This window comes from Cyanobacteria bacterium FACHB-DQ100 (genome assembly GCA_014695195.1).
Lineage (GTDB): Bacteria > Cyanobacteriota > Cyanobacteriia > Leptolyngbyales > Leptolyngbyaceae > Leptolyngbya.
Window position 1 is genome coordinate 808,949 of the sequence record JACJNW010000028.1, and the last position, 25,634, is coordinate 834,582.

At 48.4% G+C, this 25,634-nt stretch carries 22 protein-coding genes and 1 pseudogene; 14 read left to right on the forward strand and 9 right to left on the reverse strand.

Annotation, left to right across the window (positions count from 1 at the left end):
- Nucleotides 1–54 precede the first annotated feature (54 nt).
- Both H6F51_14960 and trpB read left to right on the forward strand, forming a co-directional pair.
- Nucleotides 55–663 carry a hypothetical protein gene (locus tag H6F51_14960; GenBank protein MBD1823785.1) on the forward strand — a complete coding sequence of 203 codons (609 nt, stop codon included), beginning with the start codon at nucleotides 55–57 and terminating at the stop codon, nucleotides 661–663.
- 35 nt (nucleotides 664–698) lie between these two features.
- Nucleotides 699–1,940, forward strand: a complete 1,242-nt coding sequence (trpB, locus tag H6F51_14965) for a tryptophan synthase subunit beta (GenBank protein ID MBD1823786.1) — start codon at nucleotides 699–701, stop codon at nucleotides 1,938–1,940.
- Nucleotides 1,941–1,985: 45 nt separating this feature from the next.
- On the opposite strand, the pseudogene H6F51_14970 reads toward trpB, so the two are convergent.
- Both H6F51_14970 and H6F51_14975 read right to left on the reverse strand, forming a co-directional pair.
- Nucleotides 1,986–2,345, reverse strand: a pseudogene (locus H6F51_14970) (DUF5615 family PIN-like protein).
- Nucleotides 2,342–2,674, reverse strand: coding sequence for a DUF433 domain-containing protein (locus H6F51_14975; GenBank protein ID MBD1823787.1), 333 nt, complete (start codon nucleotides 2,672–2,674; stop codon nucleotides 2,342–2,344). Before H6F51_14975 ends, H6F51_14970 begins: the two are co-directional and overlap by 4 nt.
- Nucleotides 2,675–2,781: 107 nt before the next feature.
- On the opposite strand from H6F51_14975, the gene H6F51_14980 reads away from it, so the two are divergent.
- From H6F51_14980 to H6F51_14990, 3 genes are all read left to right on the forward strand, one after another.
- Complete coding sequence (locus H6F51_14980) at nucleotides 2,782–3,954, forward strand: 1-deoxy-D-xylulose-5-phosphate reductoisomerase (GenBank protein MBD1823788.1); 1,173 nt, start codon at nucleotides 2,782–2,784, stop codon at nucleotides 3,952–3,954.
- A 110-nt stretch (nucleotides 3,955–4,064) separates the two neighbouring features.
- Entirely contained in the window at nucleotides 4,065–4,373 is a 309-nt protein-coding gene (locus H6F51_14985) for a DUF705 domain-containing protein (GenBank protein ID MBD1823789.1), read from the forward strand.
- Nucleotides 4,374–4,393: 20 nt separating this feature from the next.
- The gene (locus H6F51_14990) at nucleotides 4,394–4,591 is read left to right on the forward strand and encodes a type II toxin-antitoxin system HicB family antitoxin (protein MBD1823790.1); all 198 of its coding nucleotides are present in this window, start codon (nucleotides 4,394–4,396) and stop codon (nucleotides 4,589–4,591) included.
- Between the two features lie 15 nt (nucleotides 4,592–4,606).
- On the opposite strand, the gene H6F51_14995 is transcribed toward H6F51_14990, so the two are convergent.
- From H6F51_14995 to H6F51_15005, 3 genes are all read right to left on the reverse strand, one after another.
- Nucleotides 4,607–5,041 (reverse strand): D-tyrosyl-tRNA(Tyr) deacylase, encoded by a 435-nt coding sequence (locus tag H6F51_14995; protein MBD1823791.1) that lies wholly within the window; start codon nucleotides 5,039–5,041, stop codon nucleotides 4,607–4,609.
- 495 nt (nucleotides 5,042–5,536) lie between these two features.
- The gene (locus tag H6F51_15000; protein MBD1823792.1) at nucleotides 5,537–5,827 is read right to left on the reverse strand and encodes a (2Fe-2S) ferredoxin domain-containing protein; all 291 of its coding nucleotides are present in this window, start codon (nucleotides 5,825–5,827) and stop codon (nucleotides 5,537–5,539) included.
- A gap of 33 nt (nucleotides 5,828–5,860) precedes the next feature.
- Nucleotides 5,861–6,988 (reverse strand): GTP-binding protein, encoded by a 1,128-nt coding sequence (locus H6F51_15005; GenBank protein ID MBD1823793.1) that lies wholly within the window; start codon nucleotides 6,986–6,988, stop codon nucleotides 5,861–5,863.
- 91 nt (nucleotides 6,989–7,079) lie between these two features.
- Between H6F51_15005 and H6F51_15010 the strand changes: the two genes are divergently transcribed.
- From H6F51_15010 to H6F51_15030, 5 genes are all read left to right on the forward strand, one after another.
- Nucleotides 7,080–8,501, forward strand: coding sequence for a cysteine--tRNA ligase (locus H6F51_15010; protein MBD1823794.1), 1,422 nt, complete (start codon nucleotides 7,080–7,082; stop codon nucleotides 8,499–8,501).
- An 89-nt stretch (nucleotides 8,502–8,590) separates the two neighbouring features.
- A complete protein-coding gene (locus H6F51_15015) occupies nucleotides 8,591–10,030 on the forward strand; it encodes a TldD/PmbA family protein (protein ID MBD1823795.1) in 1,440 nt (479 codons plus the stop codon).
- Nucleotides 10,031–10,032: 2 nt separating this feature from the next.
- Nucleotides 10,033–11,358 (forward strand): TldD/PmbA family protein, encoded by a 1,326-nt coding sequence (locus tag H6F51_15020; protein ID MBD1823796.1) that lies wholly within the window; start codon nucleotides 10,033–10,035, stop codon nucleotides 11,356–11,358.
- 29 nt (nucleotides 11,359–11,387) lie between these two features.
- Nucleotides 11,388–13,091, forward strand: a complete 1,704-nt coding sequence (locus H6F51_15025) for a hypothetical protein (GenBank protein MBD1823797.1) — start codon at nucleotides 11,388–11,390, stop codon at nucleotides 13,089–13,091.
- A 62-nt stretch (nucleotides 13,092–13,153) separates the two neighbouring features.
- Nucleotides 13,154–14,065 carry a YihY/virulence factor BrkB family protein gene (locus H6F51_15030; GenBank protein ID MBD1823798.1) on the forward strand — a complete coding sequence of 304 codons (912 nt, stop codon included), beginning with the start codon at nucleotides 13,154–13,156 and terminating at the stop codon, nucleotides 14,063–14,065.
- A 72-nt stretch (nucleotides 14,066–14,137) separates the two neighbouring features.
- Here the strand turns inward: H6F51_15030 and topA are convergent, their stop codons facing one another.
- Complete coding sequence (gene topA / locus H6F51_15035) at nucleotides 14,138–16,849, reverse strand: type I DNA topoisomerase (GenBank protein MBD1823799.1); 2,712 nt, start codon at nucleotides 16,847–16,849, stop codon at nucleotides 14,138–14,140.
- Between the two features lie 510 nt (nucleotides 16,850–17,359).
- Here topA and H6F51_15040 point away from each other — a divergent pair.
- On the forward strand, nucleotides 17,360–18,946 hold the full coding sequence (locus tag H6F51_15040) for an NAD(P)H-quinone oxidoreductase subunit N (protein ID MBD1823800.1): 1,587 nt from the start codon (nucleotides 17,360–17,362) through the stop codon (nucleotides 18,944–18,946).
- A gap of 104 nt (nucleotides 18,947–19,050) precedes the next feature.
- Here the strand turns inward: H6F51_15040 and H6F51_15045 are convergent, their stop codons facing one another.
- Both H6F51_15045 and H6F51_15050 read right to left on the reverse strand, forming a co-directional pair.
- Nucleotides 19,051–20,859 (reverse strand): GAF domain-containing protein, encoded by a 1,809-nt coding sequence (locus H6F51_15045; GenBank protein ID MBD1823801.1) that lies wholly within the window; start codon nucleotides 20,857–20,859, stop codon nucleotides 19,051–19,053.
- Nucleotides 20,860–20,873: 14 nt separating this feature from the next.
- The gene (locus H6F51_15050) at nucleotides 20,874–21,689 is read right to left on the reverse strand and encodes an alpha/beta hydrolase (protein ID MBD1823802.1); all 816 of its coding nucleotides are present in this window, start codon (nucleotides 21,687–21,689) and stop codon (nucleotides 20,874–20,876) included.
- Nucleotides 21,690–22,057: 368 nt separating this feature from the next.
- On the opposite strand from H6F51_15050, the gene H6F51_15055 reads away from it, so the two are divergent.
- The 3 genes from H6F51_15055 to H6F51_15065 all read left to right on the forward strand — a co-directional run bounded on the left by H6F51_15055 (nucleotide 22,058) and on the right by H6F51_15065 (nucleotide 24,460).
- On the forward strand, nucleotides 22,058–22,555 hold the full coding sequence (locus H6F51_15055; GenBank protein ID MBD1823803.1) for a hypothetical protein: 498 nt from the start codon (nucleotides 22,058–22,060) through the stop codon (nucleotides 22,553–22,555).
- A gap of 134 nt (nucleotides 22,556–22,689) precedes the next feature.
- Nucleotides 22,690–23,919, forward strand: coding sequence for an alpha/beta hydrolase (locus H6F51_15060; GenBank protein ID MBD1823804.1), 1,230 nt, complete (start codon nucleotides 22,690–22,692; stop codon nucleotides 23,917–23,919).
- Between the two features lie 181 nt (nucleotides 23,920–24,100).
- Entirely contained in the window at nucleotides 24,101–24,460 is a 360-nt protein-coding gene (locus H6F51_15065) for a nuclear transport factor 2 family protein (GenBank protein MBD1823805.1), read from the forward strand.
- 77 nt (nucleotides 24,461–24,537) lie between these two features.
- On the opposite strand, the gene H6F51_15070 is transcribed toward H6F51_15065, so the two are convergent.
- Nucleotides 24,538–25,476: a chlorophyllase gene (locus H6F51_15070; GenBank protein MBD1823806.1), complete on the reverse strand. Its 939-nt coding sequence runs from the start codon at nucleotides 25,474–25,476 to the stop codon at nucleotides 24,538–24,540.
- Nucleotides 25,477–25,634 lie beyond the last annotated feature (158 nt).

A 25,634-nucleotide genomic window follows, 5' to 3' on the forward strand; every position in this document is an offset into this window, starting at 1 on the left:
TCCATCTTCATTGCACCAGTGATATGGTGTGCAAGTTAGACATGAGCGTTTAAGATGAGAGCCTTAATGTTGGGAGTTTTGCTGCTTGGATCGCCCACTTATGCAGCAGAACTCGACCTTGATCCGAAAGTAATTCAGAACAGTCCAGTCCTGCAACGCTGGCAAAAACAAGTCCCAAATGTGACCGAAGAAATTAAATCTGATCCGAGTTTTCGCACAAGATTACGGATTGGCTATTCTGCTTCAGAATTAAATCTTGGAATTGAAGATTTGCGAATCGATCGCACCCGTCTCACTACCAGCGCGAATTATCAATCCTCAAACTGGGGTGCAGATTTACATTACTATGCTCGTCCCCTCGGAAGTTACATCAATGTCGCGCCGCTGGTGGGATATCGGCAGTTAAACGTGCAAGGACAAACGATCGACGGCGCAAATCTAGGCATCAGAGCGCTGTTTGTTCTCTCTCGCGGTGGCGGTGCAGATATTAGCCTGACTCAAAGCTGGGTGGCTCCGTTTAGCGCAGAACAAACCGGATTGACGACATTATCGATCGGCTACGCCCTCACACACAATCTCAGACTCTCCACCGAGTTTCAAAAACGCAATTCTCCAATTCAGAAAGAGAGCCGATTTGGCATCGGTTTAGAATGGATGCCTTAAGATTAAAGATGTTCTGAATTTTTGAAAGTGCGATCGTGACTATTACTCCGCTTCCTCCTAATCAGTCTGTATCAATTGAAAACCGCCCCGATACTTTGGGTCGATTCGGCAAATTCGGCGGTAAATACGTTCCTGAAACATTGATGCCAGCACTGGCAGAACTCGAAGCCGCTTACAAACAGTACAGTCAAGATTCCAGCTTTCAAGCAGAACTCCAGTCGCTTCTGCGCGATTATGTCGGTCGTCCGAGTCCGCTTTATTTTGCTGAGCGCTTAACCCAACATTACGCTAAGCCAGACGGAACCGGAGCACAGATTTATCTCAAGCGCGAAGATTTAAACCACACAGGCGCACACAAGATTAACAATGCGATCGCTCAAGCCCTCCTTGCTAAACGCATGGGCAAACAGCGTGTGATCGCCGAAACCGGAGCCGGACAGCATGGAGTGGCAACCGCAACCGCTTGCGCTCGATTTGGGCTGAAATGCGTTGTTTACATGGGCGTTCACGATATGGAACGTCAAGCGTTGAATGTGTTTAGAATGCGCCTGATGGGTGCAGAAGTTTGTCCAGTCGCAGCCGGAACCGGAACGCTCAAAGATGCCACCTCCGAAGCGATTCGGGATTGGGTGACGAATGTAGAGACGACGCATTACATTCTCGGCTCAGTTGCAGGGCCGCATCCCTACCCGATGATTGTGCGCGATTTTCACGCAATTATCGGTCAAGAAACCCGCGCTCAATGTCAGGAAAAATGGGGCGGCTTGCCGGATATTTTGCTGGCTTGTGTTGGCGGCGGTTCGAATGCAATGGGATTGTTCCATGAATTTGTCGAAGACCCCAGCGTTCGCATGATCGGAGTTGAAGCCGCAGGGCATGGAGTCGAAACCGATAAACACGCGGCAACTTTAACCAAAGGGCGGGTCGGAGTGCTGCATGGCGCAATGAGCTACTTGTTACAGGATGAAGACGGACAAGTGATCGAGCCGCATTCGGTGAGCGCGGGCTTAGATTATCCGGGCGTTGGGCCTGAACATAGCTATCTGATGGAAGTTAGACGGGCAGAATACTACGCTGTCACCGATGAGCAAGCCTTAGCTGCATTCCAGAAGCTTTCACAGCTAGAAGGAATCATTCCGGCATTGGAGACATCACACGCGATCGCTTATCTCGATACGCTTTGCCCGCAACTGTCGGGAAGCCCTCGGATTGTGATTAACTGCTCTGGGCGCGGCGATAAAGATGTCTTGAGCGTCTCGAAAATTCTTAATCCTTAGTGTTTTTGCCCGTTTGAGCTAAAATCCAGACGGGCTTTATCGTCACTAAAGCGGAATCCAGATCAGTTGATCAATCCACTCTTCCGCCTCAGTGGTTTCCCAAATCAGCACCAGTTCTTCTGCTCACTCGCGAATGGTCGAGCTAGGACGCAGCCAAAATAGTCCCCATATGTATCCTCCGCTTTGCCAGTGCATTTCTAAATGTTCCGGCATACTTTTGCGATTGTCAGTCACTAAAATTCTTTGTGACAGTTCTAAATATTGCAAAACTTCAGGATGTTGAGTTCCAGAAAGTGGGGCACCTGGATCACCAACGCGCAAAATATCAATTCTTGGATTGAGGCGGAGAACAGCAATTTTCAACTTAGGCGATAAATTCTCATCAAGCAGAAATCGAGCTTTCATGAGTGGGTTAAGCTGCTTTTGCGCTCTCGTTTCAATGCTCTCAATCGTTGTATAACCGGAGAAAGCTCAGACTCTGCCCACGCTTGATAGCGTTGTTCTCGCCAGTTTGCCAAACGCAGCAAATACGCTTCGATCGTGGATCGATCGTGTAAATAATAAATAATTGCGGCATGAACCTTTTCGAGATTCAAGGACGGTAATTCCTCCAGAATTTGCTCCGGTGAATAGCCTGCGAGGTAATACTTCAACACATCTTCCAGTCCAATTCGATGTCCTTTGAATCGGATTTCGTCTGGACTTGCAAACTCAAAATAATCTTCCAGTTGCATGACAAGACCTTGTAACTGAATATCGATATTCTAGACTGGAGTGTCTCACAGATCCGTTGATCCCCCCTTCCCCGTAAGATATGGGTGAAGTGTCAAACAAATAACCCGTGAAAGCAATCACCCTTCTTGGTTCAACTGGATCGATCGGGACACAAACGCTGGATATTGTGTCCGAGCATCCGGATCAGTTTCGCATTGTTGGGATGGCAGCCGGACGCAATGTGGAATTATTCGCGCAGCAGATCCGCACGTTCCGCCCAGAAATCGTCGCCATTTGTGACGAGAGTAAGTTAGCCGAATTAAAGGACGCGATCGCCGATCTTGACCCACAGCCGATTATTCTCTCTGGTGAAGCAGGAGTCGTCGAAGTCGCACGTTACGGCGATGCAGAGTCGGTTGTGAGTGGAATTGTAGGCTGTGCCGGATTGCTTCCGACATTAGCAGCGATCGAGGCAGGAAAGAATATTGCTTTAGCAAACAAAGAAACACTGATTGCGGGTGCGCCTGTGGTGCTACCTCTGATTCAAAAACATGGCGTAAAAATGCTCCCTGCCGATTCGGAACATTCTGCAATTTTCCAGTGTTTGCAAGGTGTTCCAGAAGGCGGATTGAAGAAAATTATTTTAACGGCATCGGGTGGCTCGTTCCGCGATCTGCCCGTTGAAAAATTGGCATCGGTGACGGTTGCAGATGCACTGAAACATCCGAATTGGACAATGGGGCGCAAGATTACGATCGACTCCGCCACCCTGATGAACAAAGGCTTGGAAGTAATCGAAGCGCATTATTTATTTGGCGTTGATTATGACGATATTGAAATTGTGATTCATCCGCAGAGCATTATTCACTCGCTGATTGAACTGCAAGATACTTCGGTGCTGGCACAGTTGGGCTGGGCGGATATGCGATTGCCGTTGTTGTATTCGCTGTCGTATCCCGATCGTGTTCCGACGAGTTGGGAACGGCTGGATCTGGTGAAGTTGGGAACGCTGACCTTCCGAGAGCCGGATCACGCGAAGTATCCTTGCATGGCGTTGGCGTATGCGGCAGGTCGAGCAGGGGGCTGTATGCCTGCGGTGCTGAATGCGGCGAATGAACAAGCGGTGGCGCTATTTTTAGAAGAAAAAATTCAGTTCTTGGATATTCCGCGATTAATTGAGGAAACGTGCGATCGCTACACAACTCAAAATCGTTCCACACCAACGCTCGAAGAAATTCTGGCGGCGGATGAATGGGCGCGACAAACGGTAGTGTCTGCGAGTCAGTTGGTTGAGGTGTAGGAAAGGTGCGATCGTCGTGTTGGGCGATCGCGCTTCTAAATTGTCCGTTTGTGGTCTAAAACATCTTTTTGCAGGTTAAATAAGTTTTAGAAACTGAACGCACTTTAGCCGTGGTTATTTTTGTTGATGTTGATGATACTCTCATTCGCTCATTTGGGACAAAACGCATTCCGATGCCGAGCGTTATCCAAGCAATTCGAGAGTTAAAAGCTAAAGGCGCAATCTTGTACTGCTGGAGTAGTGGAGGTAGTGAATATGCTCGTACTTCAGCATTAGAGGTAGGCTTAGATGATTGTTTTGTGGCTTATCTTCCCAAACCAGCTGCCGTGATTGATGATCAACCTTTTCAGTCTTGGCGTAACTTGCGTCATGTGTACCCAGCGCAGGTGAATCAATTATTGAATGAGATAGATTTTTAACGTTTAATCTCTTAAAAGAAATGTCTTATCGATACAGTTTGGTGATCGCGTGGTCAGAAGAAGATCAGCTTTACCTCGTCACGATTCCTGAGTTTGCCGAACTGGTGATGCAACCTTGTACAGCCGGAAAAAGCTATGCAAAAGCAGTGGAGAAGGCGCAAGAAGCGATCGCGAGTTACTTAGACTATTGCAACACAGAACGCATTACACCACCCTAAAATCTCATCAGTTGCTTAACGCTCTAGGATTAGCGTGACAGGTCCGTCATTCTCGATCGACACCCGCATCATCGCCCCAAATTTTCCGGTTTCAACTTTCAAGCCGCTCGATCTGAGTTTTTCGACAAACTGGTTGTAAAGCTGTTCGGCTCGATCGGGTGCTGCCGCTTGATCAAACGAAGGTCGTCGCCCTTTGCGACAATCCCCATACAGCGTGAATTGACTTACTACGAGAATTTCCCCGTTAATGTCCTGAATGGACTGATCAAACCTGCCGTTTTCTGAAAACACTCTTAGCTCTAAACATTTTCGTGCCATCCAGTCGAGTTCGGCTTCGGTATCAGTGGCAGCGATTCCGACTAAGAGATTTAGACCCCGATCGATTTTCCCGATCACTGCTCCATCTACTACGACTTGGGAAGAAAGAACTCGCTGAAGAACAACGCGCATAAGTTACAGAATTGGATTAGTCAGAATGACGATCGCGATCGCAGCATTTTGCATGAGTGTTTTTAAATCATTAGGTTCATTTGCTTGATTCGATCGTGCATTTGTCGTTTCGATGAGTTCGATTGCTGCTTTGAAGGATGCGTTTTCAATTTCGTGAAGCTCATTTGCTATTTTTGCAGGTTCGTTTTCGATTTTTGTAAGTTTATTTGCTATTTTTGCAGGTTCGTTTTCAATTTCTCCTACGTATGTGAGGGCAAACCTAAATGGGCAACACGAAAACTTTAAAACTTAGACCGAATAGATAAATAGAAATACGAATCTCATTGGGAAGTTAGCGGAATTAGCTCAGAGAAAACTTAACCCCGCATTGGTTCAGTAATGGATACAGATGCTGAACGAAGAAGCGCAGGATTAGAAATTCAAAGCGTTTACGATTCGCATTAAGTCAGGCGGTCGATCGCGAGATATCGATCGACGATAATAAAAGCAGCAAAATCAGGTTGAATAACGCGGATGAATTCGGGGATGAAGCAATCGATCGACGACTTGATCATTCTGCAAATGAGACTCAGCGATCGCACTGACATCGCTTGGTTTCACCCGACAATACCAAATTTCATCGGGTAAAACTCTCACGGTTGCACCAAGATTGCATTGGCCTTGGCATTCACTCGGAACGATCGACACCTCAGAATCCGCACAGTCTAAAAAAGCTGCCAGCACCTCGGCTGATCCTTGAGCCAGACAGCTTTGGTACTGGCAAACGAGAATTTGTTTAGAAGACATTAGACAATCAAAGAACTTTATCTTAGATTGCCCTTATCGCCCGAAACCTTTGCCTTTGTTTTGTGAAGACGGACAGACACAGGCTTCGATTTGCGATCGTAATTCCTCATGATCCAAATTTTGTCCGATGAGCACCAGTTGATTCTTCGGAGTGCCTTTCCATTCGTCGTCATCGAGCGAGAACCGCTTACCGCTCAAGTGGAAAATGTGACGCTTCGGACTTTCATCAAACCAGAGAATGCCTTTGGCGCGAAACACATTGGTCGGAAGCTGATTATCAAGGAAATGCTGGAACTTCCGAATGCTGAGCGGTCGATCGCTCTCGAATGAAACCGAGGTGAAACCATCATTCTCTAAGTGATTCGAGTGGTGATGGTGATGATCGTGATCGTGATCGTGAGTGCAATGTCCATGATCATGATCGCAGGCAGAATGATCGTGATGGTCATGAGCGTGATCATGTTCGTGGTCATGATGATCCGATTCAGCGTCCGGGTCAAAGTATTTATCGGACTCAAATAGACCCACACTCAACAAGGCAGCTAACGGAACTTGCCCCTTAACGGTACGGAGAATTCTTGCACCGTCTTTGATATCTCGAATCCGAACTTCGAGCGCATCGACGTTGGCTTCATCGACTAGATCCGTTTTGTTCAGCAAAATGATATCGCCGTAAGCAATCTGGCTGTAAGCCGCTTCACTATTGAACAGATCTAGGCTGAAGTTTTCAGAATCGACCACGGTAACGATCGAATCAAGCCGAGTCAGATCCCGCAGTTCCGTTCCTAAGAACGTCAGTGCAACCGGAAGCGGATCGGCAAGTCCAGTCGTTTCAACGACGAGATAATCGATCTGGTCTTGGCGTTCTAGAACCTTGTAGACCGCATCAACCAGATCGTTATTGATGGTGCAACAGATACAGCCGTTGCTGAGTTCCACCATATTCTTATCTTCATCGGTCTGGATAATCAGTTCGTTATCGATACCGATTTCACCGAACTCGTTGACCAACACGGCAGTTTTTAAGCCCTGTTGATTCGTCAAAATGTGGTTCAGCAGCGTGGTTTTACCGCTACCCAAGAAGCCTGTGATAATCGTAACCGGAAGCCCAGTTTTGGGCACATCCATTGTGGATTCAGACTGAGTGCTGACTGATTGCATAGCACGATCGCATCAAATATCTTTTCCCCCATTATTGCTGATCAGAATCGATTAAGATGGGCTATCAGTCTTTATTGTGTTTAAGAATTTCATGGCTTTAGTCGTTTACAACACCCTAACTCGCCGGAAGGAGCCGTTTGAGCCGATCTTATCCGATCAGGTGAAGATGTATTGCTGCGGAGTTACGGTGTATGACGATTGCCATTTGGGTCATGCGCGATCGTATATTGTCTGGGATACGGTACGACGGTATTTGATCTGGCGCGGTTACAACGTGCGCTATGTGCAGAATTTTACCGATATCGATGACAAAATCCTCAGACGGGCACGCGAAGAAGGTTCGACGATGGAAGCCGTGGCAGAACGCAATATTCAAACATATTTCGAGGATATGCGGCGGTTGAATATTCTCGATGCAGATGCTTATCCTCGCGCGACCGAAACGCTGGACGGGATTAAACGCCTGATTCGCGAATTAGAGGAAAAAGAATTTGCGTATGCGGCGGATGGCGATGTGTACTACGCCGTTCAGCAAGATAAAGAGTACGGCAAGCTTTCGGGGCGCAAGTTAGAGGATATGCAGGCGGGTGCGAGTGGACGCGTCGATGACGAAGAACCGAAAAAGCGCTATCCGTTTGATTTCGCACTGTGGAAAGGAGCGAAACCCGATGAGCCTGCGTGGGAGTCGCCTTGGGGTAAAGGTCGTCCGGGCTGGCATATTGAATGCTCGGCAATGGTGCGGGAATTTTTGGGAGAGTCGATCGATATTCATGTCGGCGGCGCGGATCTGATTTTTCCGCATCACGAAAACGAGATTGCTCAGTCGGAAGCGGTCACGGGTCGATCGCTTGCTAATTACTGGTTGCATAACGGCATGGTGAATGTCGGCGGCGAGAAAATGTCGAAGTCGCTGGGTAATTTCACCACGATTCGGGATTTGCTGGACAAAAAAGGCGCTGATCCGATGGTGGTACGGCTGTTTGTATTGCAGGCGGGGTATCGAAAGCCGATCGATTTTACCGATGATGCCTTAACTGCGGCTGAAAACGGCTGGAATACCTTAAAAGATGGCTTGTTATTTGGGTTCAAGCTCAATTCCACTCCGGAGGGAGAACTCGATCGGGCTTCCTTAACCGTGCAAGAATTCCAAGCCGCAATGGATGATGATTTCAATACATCCGGTGCATTGGCGGCTCTATTTCCCATCGCTAAAGAATTACAGCGCGAAGGCAACATTCTCGTACACGAAGGTAAAACCGAAGCGGAACCTGAAACTCTTCTTGCACAGTGGAAAACCCTGATCGAATTGGCGAAAGTTTTAGGACTCGAAGCGCAACCCGAAGAAACAACGGTGGGATTATCCGATGCTGCGATCGTTGCGCTGGTTGAAGAACGCAAAGCCGCGAAAAAGGCGAAAAATTATGCCGAAGCCGATCGCATTCGCAACGAACTTCAAGCCCAAGGAATCACCCTGATCGATAAACCGGGCGGCGAAACGATTTGGCATCGCTAGACTAGAGATACCGGATTATAATGACTAGCCTCTGGTGGCGATTTTTTACTAGAGATTGATATCCGATATTCTCCCTTATCCCAGGCCCCATGATTTCTGAACTTTCCCATTTTCTCAATGTGATCGATGTCCCCGCCGATTGGGTGGGGCTACGGGCAACCAAGGAAGCAGCAACCACGCGATCGGTACGCGATGGCATTCCCGAAACAAACGGCTCATCGCTAACTCAGGGCGTGATGGTCGAAGTGTTGGTCAAGGGTCAGATTGGGTATGCCGCAACCAATCTGATCACGCTCGAAGGAATTCAAGCCGCCGCACAAAAGGCATATCGTCAAGCGATCGCGGCTTCAGAATGGAACATTCATTCGACCCCAATTTCGGCGCGTCCAAAAGTGGTCGGGCAGTATGTTTCTCCGTTGATGAAGCCGTTCGATGCGCTTAGCCCTGGTGAAATTAATGACATCCTGATTAAGATCACCCGCGAACTCAAAGTCTCTGATCAGATCGTGCAGACCAGCGCCACTGCCCTCACGACTGAGACAGAAACTTGGTTTGTCAGCACAAATGGTTCAGAAGTGTATCAGCATTTCTTTCGCATCGGCACTGACTATTCCGCGACGGCTCAAGAGGGCGCGATCGTTCAGCGTCGATCAAACAACGGCTGGCTGGCAAGCTGTTATCAGGGCGGCTTGGAATACTTCATTACTCCGGATCTGTGGGCGCGAGTGCAGCAAGTTGGAACACAAGCGATCGAACTGCTCACGGCTGAAGACTGTCCGAATGAAACGACCACGCTGGTTCTTGCTCCGGATCAAATGCTGCTGCAAATTCATGAGAGTGTTGGGCATCCGTTGGAACTCGATCGCATTTTGGGCGATGAGCGCAACTATGCCGGTGGCAGCTTTGTCAAACTCCAAGACTTCGGAAATTTGGTGTATGGCTCCCCGTTGATGAACATTACCTTTGATCCGACGGTTTCTGGAGAGTTTGCTAGCTATAGTTTTGATGACACTGGCGCACCTGCAAGTCGTGAATATTTGATCAAAGAAGGCGTTTTACAGCGCGGAGTCGGTAGCCTCGAAAGCCAAGCCAGAACTGGGGTAAAAGGGGTTGCTTGTGCGCGGGCATCGTCTTGGAATCGTCCGCCGATCGACCGCATGGCAAATCTCAACCTTGAACCCGGCGATCAAAGCTTTGAAGAAATCATTGCCGGCATCGATCGCGGCATTTACATGGAATCGAATCGCTCTTGGTCGATCGACGATCAGCGCCACAAATTCCAGTTCAGTTGCGAATACGCCAAACGCATCGAAAACGGCAAGCTGACGAAGACTCTACGCAATCCGAACTATCGCAGCATCACGCCGCAGTTTTGGAGCGGACTAATTGCTGTGGGCGATCGCTCCACCTGGCAAATGTACGGCACACCGATGTGCGGTAAAGGCGAACCGAATCAAGCAATTACGGTCGGACATGGTTCACCGATCGCCGTGTTTGCAAATATCGAAGTTTTTGGCGGGGGCGCATAACAATGCTGGAAAATAGCTTTAATCAACTGGTTGAGGAAATCCGCAATCAGTTAAAACCCGATGAACAATTCACGCTGACGCTGGATAGTGAACAAAGCCAATTCACGCGCTTTAATCATGCCAAAGTTCGCCAAACCGGAAGCGTCAACGATGGCAATCTGCAATTGGTATTGATGCACAATCAGCGCAGCAGTTATCGAGAGTTTCCGTTTACGGGCGATTTTGAAAACGATCGACGAACGGCAATCCAGGCGATCGCATCGCTGCGTGAAGAAGTGGCACAGCTGCCAGAAAATCCTTATCTAGTGCTCCCGGCTGGCAATAATACCAGTCGCGAAGTTCATACCGGTCAACTGCTCAATCCAGAAGCAGTCGTTTCAGCTTTGCTGCCTGTCGTAACCGATCTTGATTTCACAGGCATTTATGCAGCCGGATCGGTGATTCGTGCCTATGCCGATTCGGTGGGTCAAAAACACTGGTTTGCAACGGACTCGTATTCGCTCGATTACTCGCTGTTTACACCAGATGGGCAAGCCGTAAAAGGAACGCTTGCGGGATCAGATTGGGATAGTGAGGCGTATCAAGCGAGGATTGAAGAATCTCGATCGCAGTTAAGCCGCATGGCACAACCGCCGAAATCGATTCAACGGGGACAATATCGCACCTATCTTGCCCCTGCTGCGCTTGCAGAACTCGCCTCGATGCTGTCTTGGGGCGGCATTAGTGAGTCCTCCCATCAACAAGGCGGAAGCTGTTTTAGTGCGATGCGGCGCGGCGAGAAAAAGCTATCTCCCAAGTTCACGCTGAAAGAAAACTTCAAATCTGGCTTAGTGCCACGATTTAATGAACTGGGTGAAATTGCACCCTTGGAACTCTCGCTGATTGAATCGGGTGAGCTGATTAATATGCTCACTTCATCCAGAACCGCGAAAGAGTACGGACTAGAAGCGAATGGTGCATCTGAGGGCGAAGGACTACGATCGCCCGAAATTCTCCCTGGGGACTTAGACCACGATCGCATTCTTCAAGCTTTAGACACAGGGCTATACCTCTCCAATCTGCATTATCTTAACTGGAGCGATCGTCCCACGGGTCGAATTACCGGAATGACCCGATATGCCTGCTTTTGGGTGGAAAATGGCGAGATTGTTGCGCCGATCGAAAATCTCAGATTCGATGATAGTCTGTATCAGTTCTGGGGCGAGAACTTGATTGCGTTAACCAATTTCCAGGAGTTCGTTCCTGAAGTTGGAACCTATGGACATCGGAATTTAGGCGGGGTTCACGTTCCTGGTATGCTCGTGGAGAACTTCACTTATACGCTTTAATAATGCTCACCAGGGCACATCAATTTCTGATGACTTCGATCGAGCCGGAGAACAATCCTACGAAGAACTTTCGTGCGGCTGCCCTCTGGCTCAGTCTGAGTCTCGTTTTTGCTCTTTATTACGGCATTCTCGCGCTACAGAAAGCGTTTCGAGCCGATTTTGTGGTGCAAGATGATGCAAGAGAATATGTGTTCTGGATGCAGCGATTTATTGATCCCACACTTCTACCCAATGATCTGATCGCTCAGTATTTCAAGTCAATTACCCCGCCTGGATATGCTGCTATTTATCAGGTGATGGCGATGTTTGGAGTGCAGCCGCTTTGGTTGAGTAAAGTGCTTCCGATCGCACTTGGATTAATCGCAACTCTGTACAGCTTTGCTCTCTGCTTACGATTGTTTCCATTTGCTGTTACCGGGTTTATCGCCACACTAATCCTGAATCAAAGTCTATGGTTTCGAGATGACTTAAATTCTGCGACTCCTAGATCATTTGTCACACCGTTATTCTTAGCGTTTTTATATTATCTCATTCGTAATCAGAGACTTGGTATTCTAATCACATTAGTTTTACAAGCATTAATTTATCCACCTTTGGTGTTGATTACGATCGCGCTTTTATGTCTAAGGCTATGGAATTGGGAATCTAGAAAACTTCGTCTTGACCAACTTAAATTCGTTGGAGTTTGTATTGGATTTAGCGCGATCGCACTTGTACCCTATGCCATTTCTTCTGCGGAATTTGCGCCTGTGATCACGCGATCGCAAGCCCTAACGATGCCAGAACTATATCCAGGGGGAAGACATCCCTTCTTCAATCTGAATCCTTGGGTCTTCTGGCTATTTGGCGAACATAGCGGAATCATTCCGCCTCTAATGCCTCCGTTAATCTGGTTTGGATTATTGCTGCCGATTTTGATGCGATATCCGTCAAGATTTCCACTGGTACAGCAAATCAATCGCAAAATCGCAGTTTTACCGCAGATCATTTGGGTCTCATTAGGGCTGTATGGCGCGGCTCACCTCTTGTTGCTCAAGCTATTTTTTCCCACCAGATATACAGCACACAGTTTCCGAATTGTATTGGCGATCGCAGCAGGAATCACGCTTACTGTTCTAGCCGATACCACCCTTCGAGCCTGTGAGAGCTTAGCTATTCGGCAACGATGGATCGCACTGGGTGCAAGACTCAGTTTGATCAGTGCGATCGGCATTGTGCTAGTGTTCTATCCTCAGTTCTCGCGAGGCTTTCCCAGCACAAACTTCCGGGTCGGAAATGCTCCACTCTACCAATTTCTACAAACTCAGCCCAAAGATACCTTAATCGCAACGCTTTCCGACGAAGCGAACAATATTTCAACCTTTGCTCAACGCTCTGTTTTATTTAGCAGAGAGCATTCGCTTCCGTTTCATCTGGGTTATTACCGTCAGATTCGCCAGCGTATTATTGATGTGTTGCAGGCGCAATATAGTTCGGATTTAACATTGGCAAAACAAGCGATCGAGCGGTACAACATCAAATTCTGGTTAATCGAGCAATCCGCGTTTACAGCAGAGTATCTAACCCGTGCAGACTGGCTTGAAAGCTTTCAACCGACATATTCGATCGCGCTTACCAATTTACAGCAGGGAAAAACGCCCGCACTCAGTCAACTCACACGCTGCTCAGTCTTCACCACACCGGAATTCACGCTTTTAGATACAGCCTGTATCACTCATTTTTCACGCCCCTGATACAGCCCTTTCCGGTTGCATTGGCTAAACTGCTAGAATTACGCCAGAATCACCGATTCACAATGCTGAAACGCCTGTCCGGTTTAGCTCTGATTACCCGCTTTTTTCGATTCCTCAAGTACCTCAACTTCAAAACGGTGGCAGTTATCATTCGGCGGGCTGCCCAACATCGCTTACCCGGACTCTCGGCTGAAATTGCCTACAATGCAATTTTTGCACTGTTTCCAGCAGCACTCGCTGTCTTGAGCGCGATCGGGCTGTTCGAGATTTCCGAAGCCAATTTCCGCACCCTAACCAACCAACTGAATCAAGTCATCCCCGAACAAGCAGTCACCCTTATTCGGGGATCACTGAAATATCTACAAGCAAGAAGCAACCAGGGATTATTTTCGCTCAGTTTCTTAGCAGCAATCTGGGTGTCTTCGAGCGTGACAGGCTCAACAATGGCAGCTTTAGATCAAATCTATCGGATTCCGCGTAAACGAGTTCGACCGTTTTGGCAGGCGAAATTGGTCGCGCTCGCTTTAGCACTGGGAACGGTTTTGCTGCTGGTGGCTGCGCTGCTAATTGTCGTGATCAGCGATGTTGCGGTTCAGATTGTCGCCTTTAACAGTGGAGGGTTTGCCCAGAGTGTGTTTCACCTCTGGCATCATCTGAGTCTACCGATCGCACTGATGATTCTGGCGTTAGCGCTGAGCTTTATTTATCGGTTTGGTACGAGTCAGTGGCGGCATGGAACACCCATTCTGCCAGGAGCAATTCTAGCCGCGTTACTCTGGGCAATGCTATCTGGATTACTGCGGTTTTATGTGGCTCAAGTTGGGAATTTCAGCCAGGTGTATGGCGCGATCGGGGCTGTGATTGTTTTGCTGTTGTGGCTTTACCTCAGCGCGTTTGTGATGTTGTTAGGTGGTTTAGTCAATGCTGTAGTTGGAGAAGCCATGCAGAAAAAATCAGAGTACGATCGCCGATGACAAACCTTGGGCAAGGCTAAGATTTCCTCTGTTAATTGCCCGATCGAACGCATTAGCTTCTCCAACTATGGATTAGTCATTTGCCTTAACGCGCTTGCTTGTGCCTGTCGATTTTTTCGCCGCTGCTGCTTTCGTCGTCGATCGCCTTGCCGCGGTTTTCGTCGAACTCTTAGCCGTCGTTTTTTTCGCAGTGGTTTTCGCGGTCGTGGTCTTCTTCGACTTGGTAGTTTTCTTCGTTCCAGCTTTTGCCGCTAACGCTTGAACCGCTACATCCATCGTGATCTCCTCAACCGTCTGACCTTCAGGTAGTGAAGCGTTCACCTTGCCGTGTTTGAGATAAGCGCCATACGGGCCGTTATAGATGTTGACGGGTTCTCCATCGTCGGGGTGCGCGCCTAACTCTCGAATTGGCGTAGCAGTACCACGTTTGCCGCGAACGGCTTTTGGTTCTGCAAACAGTTGTAAAGCTCGATCGAGCGTAATCGTCGTCACATCATCGCCGGCTTTGAGCGAGCGATAATCTTTTTTCGGTTTACCTTCTTCGTCTTTGCCCAAATCATGCACGATGTAGGGACCAAAACGACCGATCGCGGCTTGAATTTTCCGTTCCGTTTCTGGGTGAACCCCCAGCGTTCTCGGCAAAGACAGCAATCCGACTGCCATCTCTAGCGTTACGTCTTCGGGCTTCACTTTTGGCGGAATCGAAACGTTCTTAGGTTTCGGATTCTCGTCGGTTTTGTCGCCAAGCTGAATGTAATGACCATAAGGCCCAAGCTTGACGTAAATTGGCTCTCCAGATTCGGGATGATACCCTAGCACTTTCGGGCCTTTTAGCAAGACCTCGACCTGTTCGGGGTTGAGATCCGCAGGTGGCATATCTTTCGGCAAATTGATGTTGCCGTTCTCGGATTCGATGTAGGCTCCGGTGCGGCTAATCCGAATTTTTGTTTCTAGATCGTCAAGATGAATCGTTCGTGCTTCTTTGGGATCAATGTTACTGTCGCGCTCTTTGACCTGAGTTTCAAGCCCTTGATCCCCAAGATAAAACTGCTTCAAGTACGGCAGCCAATCGACTTCACCTGTAGCAATGTCATCTAAGGTTTGCTCCATCTTGGACGTAAACCGCAGGTCTACAATGTCCGGGAAATGCTTTTCGAGCAAATCTACGACCGCAAACGCTGTAAAGGTTGGAACGAGAGTATTTCCGACCAGTTGAGCATAGCCTTTACGTTCATCGGTGATCGTACCGATGATGCTGGCGTAGGTCGAAGGTCGTCCGATGCCTTCACTTTCTAGCGTTTTGACTAAAGAAGCTTCGGTAAAACGGGCAGGCGGTTGGGTTTCATGCCCGATCGCTTCTAACTGATTGCACTTGGGATGATCGCCCGCCCGCATCGGCGGCAGGATGATTTCTTGGTTCTCGATCGCAGCATTCGGATCGTCTGATCCCTCCACATACGCCCGGAAGAATCCTGGAAAATCAATCCGCTTACCGCTCGCTCTAAATCCGGCATCTTCAACCTGAATCTGTGCCGTTACTTGAGTTTGACGTGCTTCTGCCATCTGAGTCGCAACGGTTCGCTTCCAAATCAAGTCGTACAGTTTTAATTCGCGATCCCTTAGCCCACTTTCTCTCGGAGTGCGGAAGGTACTTCCCGCAGGACGAATCGCTTCGTGTGCCTCCTGTGCGCCTTTGCTCTTAGTGGTGTATTGGCGCGGTTGGGGACTGAGGTAATCGGTTCCGTACATTGCTTCAACACAACTGCGGGCGGCTGCGATCGCTTGCTGCGATAAATGCACCGAGTCCGTCCGCATATAAGTAATGTAGCCTTGCTCGTACAGGCTCTGCGCCGTCCGCATCGTATCCCGCGCCGATAAGCCTAATTTACGGTTCGCTTCTTGTTGCAGCGTCGAAGTCGTAAACGGAGGCGAAGGTTTCCGCGTGACGGGACGTTCTTCTAAATCCGAAACCGTCCACACTTTGCCGTCTAATCGGGCTTGTAAGGCTCTTGCTTCTTCTTCGCTCAACAATACGACGTTTCGACCTGCGACAATTTGTCCGGTCGATTCATCGAAATCCGCACCCGTCGCAATTTTGCGTCCCGCTAAGGTAACGAGCTTCGCTTCAAATTCTTGTTTCGGAGCGGCATCCACTGCCAGCAGCGCTTTTAAATCCCAATACGTCCCTTTGCGGAAGGCGCGACGTTGACGCTCCCGATTCACTAGCAACCGCACCGCGACCGACTGCACCCGACCGGCTGACAGACCATAGGCAATCTTCTTCCAGAGCAGCGGCGACAGCGTGTAGCCGACCAAGCGATCGAGAATCCGGCGCGTTTCCTGAGCGCGGACTAATCTCACATCAATATCGCGGCAGTTATCGATCGCGCTCTTGATTGCGTCTTCGGTGATTTCGTGAAAGACCATGCGCTTGACGGGCACTTTCGGCTTGAGAAGCTGAAGCAAATGCCAGCTAATACTTTCACCCTCGCGATCTTCGTCAGTCGCCAGCACTAATTCATCCGCCTCTTTCAGCGCATCTTTTAAGGTCTTGACGACTTTCGATTTATCCTTTGGAATAAGATAAATTGGCTCAAAGCCTGCCTCAATATTGACACCGAGTTCCCGCACCCGTTTATCGGTAATCGAATCGGGGACATCGCTCGTGGATTGAGGGAGATCGCGCACATGTCCCATCGATGCCTCAACGCGGTAGCCGCGAGGCAAGTAGTTGCGAATGGTGCGGGCTTTCGTCGGAGATTCGACAATGACAAGAGTTGGCATGAGTCTGTCTAACTAGAAATCGCTGTTCAACAAGAATCAGGGCGTATTGATACCAATATCACTCACTTTGATCGATGTGGGGTACGGAAAACCACGCTTGAGGCGTATAGCAGCCGTGATGCCACTCGCTTCTAACTTATAACCATACTAACCATACCCAACTGCTCAATTTGATTCACCCGAAAATGATCCAAATCCAGAAGAAGAAATAGACCAGTCGACATAACTGTCACAAACATCTAAGTCTATGACTGTAGACGATCGACGATCAATCGTCTATCTTTTGGCAGAAATTCATTCTGAGGGCAGTTGCTTGATCAATATAGATCACACTTGATAGGTGCATCATAACGATCCCAATTACAAGATGCACCAGAGAAGCGAGATTCAACGAGAACGAGGCAGCCGTTGCACGATAGAATCCCTAGAAGGCGAAGTATTCGCTTGACTCAAATGAAAGTGCGCCTAGCATAAATTTTTGTTAATTCCTGCTCCTACGGACTTCGTGCTATGGATTTTGCTTCTCTCGTGGCTCAGCTCAACGCTGGGACGATCCTTCCAGAAGTGATCGTGATCACTACCATCATGGTCGTCATTGTGGGCGACTTAATTGTAGGGCGACAAAATTCCTCAAAATGGACACCCTATTTTGCGATCGGCGGGCTGCTGACGGCGGTAGGGTCATTGTTCACGCTTTGGGATAGCCCCACCCCGATCGGGTTTCTGGGTGAATTTAATAGCGATGACTTGAGCATCGTGCTTCGGGGGATCGTTGCGCTCTCGGCAGCCGTCACGATTCTGATGTCAGTGCGCTATGTCGAGCAGTCGGGAACTGCACTGGCTGAATTCCTCACGATTCTGCTTACGGCTACGCTAGGCGGAATGTTCCTCTGTGGTTCGGATGAATTGGTTTCGGTGTATGTCTCGCTAGAAACGCTCAGTATCTCGTCTTATTTATTGACGGGCTACACCAAACGCGATCCGCGATCGAACGAAGCCGCGCTGAAATATCTCTTGATCGGCGCATCGAGTTCGGCGATTTTTCTCTACGGGGCATCCCTGCTGTACGGGCTGTCGGGTGGTGAAACTCAACTCTCGGCGATCGCCCAAAAAATCTCAGTCGCAGGACTAGACCAGTCGATCGGGCTGGTGATTGCGCTGGTGTTTGCGATCGCGGGCATTGCCTTTAAGATTGCAGCCGTTCCATTCCACCAGTGGACACCGGATGTATATGAGGGTTCGCCAACTCCGGTGGTTGCGTTCCTGTCAGTCGGGTCAAAAGCGGCTGGATTCGGTTTGGCGATTCGCTTGCTGGTGACGGCGTTCCCCCAAGTCACGGATCAGTGGCATTTGGTGATGACGACGCTAGCGATTTTGAGCATGGTGCTTGGAAACGTGGTCGCTCTGGCGCAAACCAGCATGAAGCGACTGCTGGCGTATTCGTCGATCGGTCAAGCAGGCTTTGTGATGATCGGGTTAGTCATCGGCTCAGATGCTGGTTATGCCAGTATGCTGTTCTATCTGATGATTTATCTGTTCATGAACTTGGGTGCGTTCACCTGCATCATCTTGTTCTCGCTACGGACTGGAACCGACCAAATCAGCGAATATTCGGGCTTGTATCAGAAAGACCCGCTGCTGACTTTGGCGTTGAGCGTGTGTCTGCTTTCGCTCGGTGGCATTCCTCCCTTGGCAGGCTTCTTCGGAAAGCTGTATTTATTCTGGGCAGGTTGGCAAGCAGGCGCTTATTTGCTGGTGATTCTCGGCTTGGTGACGAGCGTGATCTCGATTTACTACTACATCCGAGTGGTGAAGATGATGGTCGTGAAAGAGCCGCAGGAAATGTCGGAAGTGGTCAAAAACTATCCGCCGATCGTCTGGAATCTGCCTGGGCTGCGTCCGCTGCAAATCGGTTTGATTCTGACCCTGATTGCGACTTCGATCGCTGGGATTCTCTCGAATCCTCTGTTTACGCTGGCAAATGATTCGGTAGTAAAATCACCGCTCTTGCAGCAAGCAGAAGTGAAGAGCCAACCGATCGCGGCACAGCCCCGTCAAGAGACGGCTGAACTACCTCAAGCTAAAATTCGCGGCTAGGCTTAGGCGAAATTTAGAAAGCCGGCTGATTGAAGTCAGTCGGCTTTTTTGCTGCAAAGTAGATTTTATGCCAAATCTCTCGATCCTTGAGACGCACCCCAGATTCAGGCTTGCTGATTCAGTGGGAATTGCAGGATGAATTTCGTAAGACGATCGCCGCTCTCAACCCAGATGATTCCACCCAGTCGAGCGACTAATTTCTTGACTAAGGATAGACCCAATCCTGTGCCGCCATGCTTCCACGGATCATGTTTGGGAATCCGATAGAACTTATCGAAGATGCGATCGTGCTCTATTACAGGAATTTCGACCCCTGAATTGCTCACTTCAATCAGGAAAGCAGTATTGAGATTGTCTGTTTCTAAGCGGGCTGCGATCGTAATGGTCTCGCTGGGGGGCGTATATTTGAAGGCATTGTGCAGTAACTCGGTCAGGATTCGTTCTAGACACACCAGATCTGTTGTGAAGAGGGGCAGATCATCGGGAATTGAGAGCTTTAGGTGTTGCTCTTGATCGGCGGTGCGTTGAAGAAAGGGGACAGCAACCTGATTAATCCAAGATTTGAACTGAATCGACGTGAGGTTCAAGGGTTCTGCGCCAGAATCAATTCGAGTCAAATCTAGTAGGTCATTGATCAGACTAATCTCTCGTTCACATTCCGTCTGTAGAATTTGAAAGTAGCGGCTAATCGAATTCGTTTGTGAGTTCAGCAAGCCCAACGGGCGCAAACGGATATCGAGCATTTGAATCGCCATCTTCATGCTAGAAATTGGTGTTCGCAGTTCATGAGAGACCGTACTGAGAAAGTCATCCTTCAGGCGGTTCAGCCGAGCGAGTTCTTCTACCTGTACCTGAACCGCCCGATAGAGACGTGACTGGCGTAGCGCGATCGCGCACTGATTGGCAACTTGTTGAACTAATCGGACTTCTTGCTCGTTAAACTCTGCTTCACAAGGCTTAAACAGCCAAAGATCACCTAATACTCCTTGGTCATCCATCAAGGGACAGGCAAGCACAACCAGGAACCGCTGATCGGGTCGCACTGAATCAGACGTAATATCGCAAAACTGGCTCACTTGTCCCTGTAGCAGACGTTGGAAAACTCCAGCATGAGGACTGTTTGAGAGTGACATGGTTGGTTCTTGAGCGGGTGCAAGGACGTGACTGACCTCGTAAACAATGGTTGAGGTCGTCTGATCTGCGCTGTAAATGCCCGTGTCACAGCAAAGCGTTCCTAACCCTTGTGCTAGTTCTCGCACTGCCGATCGTAGAATCTCTTGTTCATCTAAACTATCCCGCACTTTATCGGTAATGCGTTTTAGAAGCGCTTCAAACTCTAAGGCTTGCTGAAGTTGAGCCGTTCGTTGCTGAACCAACTCCTCAAGCTTTGCATTGAGTTCCGATAATTCGGTTTGTTTTCGCTCCAATTCGATTTGAGATTGCTGCAACAAAGCATTTGTCTGCTTTTGAGCACAGATTGCTACTTCTGCATCTTTTTTTGCCTGGAGCAGTTCATCCTCGTATCGATTTCGCTGGTGCATCAGGACGCAGACACAATCATTTACAGTCACATCCGCATGTTCCCGACGCACTGCATTGAGCAAGATAGGAAGCGCATCTCCCTGTTTAGACTTCATGGAGATGTAGACTTCCTCTACCTTGCCGTGCAGCTTGAGCAGCGGGAAGAAATGGGTTTGATAGAAAATGCGACTAGCGATCGGCAAAATGACTTCTATCTGCTGTCCTCGTAGTTCGTCTAGCTCATAGCCGAGTAAGTGCAGCAGCGTCGCATTAACTACCACAATTCTACTATCTTCGGTGAACGTGAGAAAGCCACAGGGTGCAGTATTCAGCGCTCCATCCAAGGGGTAACTGGCTCCTAATGTCACACAATCAGATTGCATAGATCGCATAGTTAGATAGTTGGTTAGATTACATAGGTTGTTGCTAGATAGTCTTTAATCAGATCAAGGCTTTCCTGCGGGTGGCTCATATGCGGGCAATGCCCTGTCGCTTGCATGATTCGGAGTTCACTTCTAGGCAAATAGCGGTGCACATACTGACCAACCTCAATCGGCGCGATCGCGTCTTCTGAACACTGTAGGATGAGGGATGGAATGCTCACTTTCAGCAAATCGCGGCGATTATCAGAAAAGAAGGTGACTTCAGCAAAACGGTGAGCAATCACGGGATCGGTTGAACAAAAACTGGTTTCAAGCTCATTAATAAGCTCAGGGCGCTCCTTATTTTGCATGATCATTGGAGCCAGAAAATTAGCCCAGCCGATGTAATTTTTCTCCATTAGGTCTAGGAGTCCCTCGATATCTGATCGAGCAAATCCTCCCAAGTAATCGGGCAAGTCATTGATGTAGCAAGGAGAGGGGCAAACAAGAATCAGACGGCTGAAGTATTGAGGCGCTTGAATCGATGCCAATATACCAATGATGCTGCTCACCGAATGCCCGACGAAAATCACATCAGTTAGATTTAGTGCCTCACAGATTTCAAGCACATCTTCAACATAGCCATTGAGGTTGCTGTAGCGCTCAATGTTGTAAGCATTCAAATCAGATTTTCCAGAGCCGACATAATCGAATAAGACTAGCTTATGAGCGTTCTCAAGGTCTGGTGTTACAAATCGCCACATATTCTGATCACACCCAAACCCATGAGCAAACAGCATTGGCTGGTCACCCTGCCCATGTATCGTTACATGATTGCGCGTAAGAATTGTTGAAGCCACATGAATCGTCCTAACACTTTGTCACCTTATCGTACTCATCTCAGGCTTTGTGTATAAAAAACGATTTAAAGCTTAACTAAACGGAAAATATTGACCATATCATCGCCGCTCTAACGGAGGGTATTGAGTAAGAAACGACACCAGTTAGACAGGAATTGAAAATCCATAGCAATTATTTTCTATTGAGCATTTGAGGTGAGCATTTGAATAGTTAGCCTTGAATGGTTAACACAGGGAGCGGTTTGAATTCGCGAAGTCTATCTACCGCAAGACACGCCAAATCATTTCTTTAATCTATTCTTAATATACACTTTACCCTGTGGACTCAAATTTTAGGTTCGCAGCTTGCAAGCGAGAGGGCAGACTCCGTGACACAACAGACTACACCGCTTATTGCCCAAGATTCATTAACTCCAATGAATCCTGGTGAGCATGACGAGCAAAGCTTGAACGAGATGTTGCAGGAATTGCGAGTCTTGCAACAGGGAAGTCAGATATTGACTGGATTCCTCATCTTACTTCCGTTTAGTGAGGGATTTTCTAAGATTGCATCGTTTGAGAAGTGGGTCTATATTGTTGCGTTTATTGGCGCGATCGCGAGTCTAGTTTGCTTCAGCGCACCAGCCGCGCAGCATCGAATTCGACGACCTCTGAGGCATCGGGGGCGATTTAAGCGACTGTCGAGTCGGATCATTGTCGTAGGGACGATCGCGCTCTCGATCTCGCTGATTTCAACGACGCAATTGGTGATGAATGAAGTGGTTGGACAACCTTGGTCAACTGTTGCCACTGCCACCATCGGATTTTTAATTGGCATAATTTGGTGGCTGATGCCTCTCACTCATAAAGTGAAGAAGTCTCATTAGTCAAAAACATAGGAGCTTTTATATCGCACGAAAATTCAAGCAAATTACAACTAATTTAACCCTGAGACTGATTCTGTACTAAGACAGGAATTGCATCATTGAGCTTGCACCAAATCAAGTCGGGGTTCATTTTTATGTTTATACCACCTGGATTTGGAACACGATCGCTGAATACTTCGCTTGGTCAGATCGTGTACTACACTGCCGAAGAAAAGCTTTGGAGCCAAAACTCTGCTTCAGAACCATTGGTATTTCTCCATGCACTAGGCGGAGGTTCTTCGGCTTATGAATGGTCAAAGGTCTATCCAGCGTTTGCTGCTGACTATCGAGTTTTAGCACCGGACTTGATCGGATGGGGACGATCGGCGCATCCTGCCCGAAACTATCGCATCGATGATTATGTACAAACGATCGCCGAATTTATCAAGCAAACGTGCGATGCTCCAACTACAGTGATTGCGTCAGGACTGACCGCAGCTTTCACGGTTCGAGCCGCGGTGGAACATCCCGAATTGTTTAAGTCGCTGATTCTCGTCACTGCGGCGGGGTTAAATGATTTTGGACGGAATTACAGCGAGAATCTGTTTGCTCAAATCATCAAAATTCCGATTCTCGATCGGTTCTTCTACAGCGCTGGAGTGGCAACTGAAGCAGGAATTCGAGGATTTTTAGAGCAACGGCAATTTGCGAACCGCGATCGCGTCTATCCCGAAATTGCTCAAGCTTATTTGCAATCTGCACAACAGCCAAACGCAGAATATGCAGCCCTTGCCTTTGTGCGCGGCGACTTAAGCTTTGATTTGGCGCAGTACATTCCTAAGCTCACCACACCAACTGCTTTGCTTTGGGGACAAAAGACCGAATATACCAACCCAGAGTTGGGAGAGCGCTTTGCTCAGCTCAATCCCACTGCAATTCTTAGTTCTGAGACGGTTGAAGAGGGTCGGCTCACGCCGCATCTTGAACTGCCGGCGGTTGCGATCGGACTAATTCGGAAGTACCTCACACTGCTCAATTCATCAGGAGAACAGCAAATGACTCATCACATCGAAACCACTGATTTAGATTCAACCCTTCATCTGCTCCAACAAGATCTCAGTGCGGCTGATCCTGCGGTTGCCATTGCGTTGATTGAGCGCTGGGAAATGCAGCTGCAAGATACTCCCATATTTGGAAAGCTGAGTGAACTGAAGCAAGCCATTCTAGAATCACGTACAACCACGATCGCGGCACTGCTGGAAGAATTAGGTCAAGCGACTTGTGCAACTGCTGCTCAGGATCAAGAAGCCGCAAAAGTTGATCAGTTGGGACAGATGCTCACCCAAGCAGGTCGATCGCTGCACAATGAGCTGCCAACACCCTAACCTACAAAGAGCTTGAAGGAGAACTTTAATCATGCAATCGAGTGAACGAATCTATCGCGACCAAGCCCAACAGGATGATTTCTTTGATGCGGATCTTACGGATGCTCGCTTAAAAGTCAATCCTCAAGCTGCTCATGCTCCATCCCACGCCAAAAGCAGCGAGAGTCTAGCAACTCGCTTTATGCAAAGCTTACAGCAGGCAGAAGCGACGAAAACAGTCGATTCCTTAGTAGAATTGTTTGCCGAGAATGCAGACTTAAGCAATCTGGCAATGCACGAACCGATTCGGGGAAAAGAAGCAATTCGGCAGTTTTGGCAGAACTATCTATCCGTGTTCGAGCAAATCCGCTCTCACTTTACGCATACCAGCGAAGGCAGTGGGACGATCGCGCTAGAGTGGACTTCTGAAGGCACACTGTCTTCTGGTGAACCGATTCGATATCGAGGTGTGAGCATCCTTGAAACTCAAGCCGGACAAGTGCAGCATTTTCGGACGTACTATGATTCTGCTGCTTTTCTGCCACAGGGTGCAAAAGCATAAGACTGAATTTGGATTGTTAGTGTTCAACGCATAGCGTCGTCTGATGCGATCGCTATGCGTTGATTGCTTCATTACATCTATTTGGCACTGGTTACACTAACATTACTATCGTAAGTATTTCCCTGTTTGTAGACGCGATTGAAAGCAACTGGATCATTCAGCAAGTGTGCGCGTAAAAACCAAGCACTCCATCGAGCGATCGTGGTATTCGCTTGGGCTTGAGTTAGAGTGGGTCGGCTTGGATCACGGGGATTATCTTGATTGGTAATGCCATAGTGATTCGCTCCCTTAACTACAATCAGGGCTTTCGGCGGAGTTTGAATTTGCCGGTAAGTTTTTTGGGTTTCGTCTAGGGTAGACACACCATCTAGACTGCCAGCAATTAAAGCTGTCGGAATGTTCTGGTTCGCGATCGTTGGAAAGGTGCCTGTGATCGGGGGCGTTCGGAAATTGGTGCCGTAAAAGATTCCTGCTTTTAGCGCTGGTGGTCGAGTAAAGCTACCCGTGCAAACGCCTGGAAAGCACCGATTTTGGATTGCGCCTAGTCCAACATACCCCCCAAACGAATGTCCTAATAGTCCTAGCCTAGTGATGTCTACTCGGTTAGCAAGGCGGGATTTAGGATTGGCATTTTCGGCAATCATTTGTTTCAGCACATCGTTAACTTGCTGTTGTTCAGATGCTAGTCCGCTTATCGTTTGTCCATTTGGAGCCGTCAGCGATCGCGTATGATTGGGAACCACAACAATGAATCCATAGCGGGCAACTTCAGTGGCGAAGGTTGAGTACGCTGATTTATCAACTAATGCGCCTTGCAGGAGTAACACGGTTGGAAATTTCTTAGGGGTTGCAGGGGTACTAGGAACGTAAATATCTGCTGGATCTGGGGTTTGTTTAGAAGCTTGGAGAGCGATCGTGATAGTGCTGCGCTCTACTTGTTGAAACAGAGGAACCGGATCAGGCGCAACAGCTTTGGGAAAGGGTACAGCAGAGGCTTGCTTTGGATTAAACGGCATATTTGTGAGCAGACAGGCACAAGTCAAAGCAGCGCAAATAGACTCTCTCATAACTTTTGCTCCTAAGTAAGACCAGGTGTTTCTCTAGTTTGATAAAATTCCTCAATAAATTCCACTGATGCTCATCTAAGCAGCATCTGGCATAGATACAACCTCTC

What these genes read in the sequence shown, in the direction of transcription:
- H6F51_14960 (MBD1823785.1), top strand. Translation starts at nt 55, where the DNA reads ATGAGAGCCTTAATGTTGGGAGTTTTGCTGCTTGGATCGCCCACTTAT.
- H6F51_14975 (MBD1823787.1), bottom strand. Translation starts at nt 2,674, where the DNA reads ATGCAACTGGAAGATTATTTTGAGTTTGCAAGTCCAGACGAAATCCGA.
- H6F51_14990 (MBD1823790.1), top strand. Translation starts at nt 4,394, where the DNA reads ATGTCTTATCGATACAGTTTGGTGATCGCGTGGTCAGAAGAAGATCAG.
- H6F51_14995 (MBD1823791.1), bottom strand. Translation starts at nt 5,041, where the DNA reads ATGCGCGTTGTTCTTCAGCGAGTTCTTTCTTCCCAAGTCGTAGTAGAT.
- H6F51_15000 (MBD1823792.1), bottom strand. Translation starts at nt 5,827, where the DNA reads ATGTCTTCTAAACAAATTCTCGTTTGCCAGTACCAAAGCTGTCTGGCT.
- H6F51_15005 (MBD1823793.1), bottom strand. Translation starts at nt 6,988, where the DNA reads ATGCAATCAGTCAGCACTCAGTCTGAATCCACAATGGATGTGCCCAAA.
- H6F51_15010 (MBD1823794.1), top strand. Translation starts at nt 7,080, where the DNA reads ATGGCTTTAGTCGTTTACAACACCCTAACTCGCCGGAAGGAGCCGTTT.
- H6F51_15015 (MBD1823795.1), top strand. Translation starts at nt 8,591, where the DNA reads ATGATTTCTGAACTTTCCCATTTTCTCAATGTGATCGATGTCCCCGCC.
- H6F51_15020 (MBD1823796.1), top strand. Translation starts at nt 10,033, where the DNA reads ATGCTGGAAAATAGCTTTAATCAACTGGTTGAGGAAATCCGCAATCAG.
- H6F51_15025 (MBD1823797.1), top strand. Translation starts at nt 11,388, where the DNA reads ATGACTTCGATCGAGCCGGAGAACAATCCTACGAAGAACTTTCGTGCG.
- H6F51_15030 (MBD1823798.1), top strand. Translation starts at nt 13,154, where the DNA reads ATGCTGAAACGCCTGTCCGGTTTAGCTCTGATTACCCGCTTTTTTCGA.
- topA (MBD1823799.1), bottom strand. Translation starts at nt 16,849, where the DNA reads ATGCCAACTCTTGTCATTGTCGAATCTCCGACGAAAGCCCGCACCATT.
- H6F51_15040 (MBD1823800.1), top strand. Translation starts at nt 17,360, where the DNA reads ATGGATTTTGCTTCTCTCGTGGCTCAGCTCAACGCTGGGACGATCCTT.
- H6F51_15045 (MBD1823801.1), bottom strand. Translation starts at nt 20,859, where the DNA reads ATGCGATCTATGCAATCTGATTGTGTGACATTAGGAGCCAGTTACCCC.
- H6F51_15060 (MBD1823804.1), top strand. Translation starts at nt 22,690, where the DNA reads ATGTTTATACCACCTGGATTTGGAACACGATCGCTGAATACTTCGCTT.
- H6F51_15065 (MBD1823805.1), top strand. Translation starts at nt 24,101, where the DNA reads ATGCAAAGCTTACAGCAGGCAGAAGCGACGAAAACAGTCGATTCCTTA.
- H6F51_15070 (MBD1823806.1), bottom strand. Translation starts at nt 25,476, where the DNA reads ATGCCGTTTAATCCAAAGCAAGCCTCTGCTGTACCCTTTCCCAAAGCT.